This is a genomic window from Polaromonas sp. P1_G4, from assembly GCF_056405475.1.
The window spans coordinates 1-2,619 of record NZ_JBFUCA010000563.1; the positions used below are offsets into that span (position 1 = coordinate 1).

2 protein-coding genes are annotated in these 2,619 nt (G+C 62.4%); both read left to right on the top strand.

The window, feature by feature from the left end; genetic code table 11:
* Positions 1-15: 15 nt before the first annotated feature.
* Positions 16-1,122, top strand: a complete 1,107-nt coding sequence (locus AC1D1X_RS20515; RefSeq protein ID WP_477668622.1) for a DUF2855 family protein — start codon at positions 16-18, stop codon at positions 1,120-1,122.
* Positions 1,123-1,268: 146 nt separating this feature from the next.
* The gene (locus AC1D1X_RS20520; RefSeq protein WP_477668623.1) at positions 1,269-2,342 is read left to right on the top strand and encodes a serine/threonine protein kinase; all 1,074 of its coding nucleotides are present in this window, start codon (positions 1,269-1,271) and stop codon (positions 2,340-2,342) included.
* The last annotated feature ends 277 nt before the right edge of the window (positions 2,343-2,619 follow it).

The window sequence follows — 2,619 nt, forward strand, 5'->3', positions numbered from 1 at the left end:
TTTAGGGTGCTGTGCATGAACGACACCGCCCTCACAACCTCCTTTCAGGTCCGGAAAGATGACCTTGCCCAAACTCGCTGGCACACCGATCCGCATTTGCCGCTCACGACCGGCCAGGTGCGGCTGCGCATCGACTCATTTGCGCTGACCTCCAACAACATCACGTACGCGGCCTTTGGCGAGGCGATGAACTACTGGCAGTTTTTCCCGACCGGGGAAGACGGCTGGGGCTGCATCCCGGTCTGGGGGTTTGCCACGGTGGCGGAGTCGCAATGCGAGGGCGTAGCCGTGGGGGAGAAGTTTTACGGCTACTACCCCATGGCCGGCGAGCTGGTGCTGCAGCCGGCCCGCGTGACGCCCGCCGGCTTCTTTGACGGCGCCGCGCACCGGCGGGCCTTGCCGGTGGCCTACAACCAGTACATGCGCTGCAGCGCGGACCCGTTTTACGACGCGGCCACCGAAGATGTGCAGTCGCTGCTGCGCCCGCTGTTCATCACCTCCTTCCTGATTGACGACTTTCTGGCGGACAACGACTTCTTCGGCGCCAACGCCATGCTGCTGTCCAGCGCCTCCAGCAAAACGGCATATGGCACAGCCTTTCAGCTGGCAAAGCGGCCGGGTATTGAGGTGATAGCGCTGACTTCGCCAGGCAACGTCGCTTTTTGTGAAAGCCTGGGGTGCTACAGCCGCGTAGTGACCTATGACCAGCTCGAGGCGATTGCTGCCGACACGGCTTGCGTGTACGTCGACTTCGCGGGCAGCGCCGGCCTGCGCCAGCGCATTCATACGCGCTTTGGCCAGCTTCGCTACAACTGTTCGATAGGCGGCACGCATGTGGACGACCTGGCCGCCAAAGGCTGCGCAAAAGACTTGCCCGGCCCCCGGCCCACGCTGTTCTTTGCACCTTCACAGGTCAAGAAACGCATCACCGACTGGGGTGAAGAAGGCTTTGGAAAGCAGCTGGTGCGCGCCTGGCGGGATTTCACGCAGCAGGTGACGGGTGCCAAAACGCCCTGGCTCATCGCCCAGCGGCATGCCGGGCAGACTGCGGTGCAAACCGCTTACCAGGAAGTGCTGGCCGGCAAGGGAGACCCGCGCACCGGCCACATCCTGCAGCCCTGATTCTTTCCACCTTCAACGGACAGGCGCTACGGTTTTTATAGCTGCTCGCGCCCGTTTTTATTGGCCTGCAGGCATTTTTCGCTTGAGAAACAGGCGTTTACAAGCCCCTGCTGGCAGCGCACCGTCATCTGCGCCGACAATCAGGCATGACAGAAAAACACAAGGCTCCAGCGCACGCAACGCTGCACGCGTACGAGACATTGACACCTGACGTGGTGCTCGATGCGCTGGCCAGCGTCGGTTTGCTGGGCGACGGCCGTCTGATGGCGCTTTCGAGCTACGAGAACCGGGTTTACCAGATCCATCTTGAGAGCCCCGTGGGCGACGCAGACCTGGCGGGCGATGTCGTGGTGGCCAAGTTTTACCGGCCGGACCGCTGGACCGATGAACAGATTGCCGAAGAACACGCCTTCGCCGCCGAGCTGATGGCCGCCGAGATACCTGTAGTGGGCGCGCTGGTGCTGGAAGGCCGCACGGTGCACCACTTCAAGGGCTTCAGTTTCAGCGTGTCGCCCAGCCGCGGCGGGCGGCGGCCCGAGCTGGACAACCTGGAAGTGCTGGAATGGATAGGCCGTTTCCTGGCGCGCATCCACACCGTTGGCAGCGCCAAACCGTTTGCGCACCGGCCGGCCCTGAACCTGCAGACCTTTGGTTATGCCTCGCGCGACATCCTGCTGGCGGGCGGCAACCATGGCGCCCAAGGTTCCCACGGCTACATCCCGCTGGACATGGAGTCGCGCTGGCGCAAGGCGTTTGATGAAGCCATGCTGGTGGCGCAAACCGTGTTTGAAAGCGTGGGCGACGTGAAGAACCTGCGCCTGCACGGTGACTGCCACCCCGGCAACATTTTGTGGACACCCGAGGGCCTGCCGCTGGCCGGCCCGCATTTTGTCGACCTGGACGATGCGCGTACCGGCCCGGCGGTGCAGGATTTGTGGATGCTGGTGTCGGGCGACCGCGCGCAGTGCACCCGCCAGCTGGGTGCGCTCGTAGACGGCTACGAAGAGTTCCGCGAATTCGACCGGCGCGAGCTCGCGCTGATCGAGCCGCTGCGCACGCTGCGCCTGGTGCACTACAGCGCCTGGCTGGCACAGCGTTGGCATGACCCGATCTTCCCGATCAATTTCCCCTGGTTCGGCTCCAGCGACTACTGGAAAAGCCAGGTCGATATGCTGGAAGAGCAGACTGAGGCGATGCAGGAAGCGCCGCTGGTGTGTTGAGTGGGCGTATCTACGCCCCCTACGGCTCGGAAATTGCTATTTATTTGATAGCTGCTCGCGCACGTATATAAAGGGTTTCAGGCCGATTTGATGAGAAAAAGAGGCGTTTTTTGCCTCTTTTTTGCTTTTGCTGCTGAATTGTCGCGCGACGCCTACACCAGCAGCGCGTTCACCCGCCGCACGTACGCCGCTGGGTCTTCAGGCATGCCGCCTTCGGCCAGCAAGGCCTGGTCAAACAGGATGTGGGCCAGGTCGTCAAAATGCGCACCTTCCACAC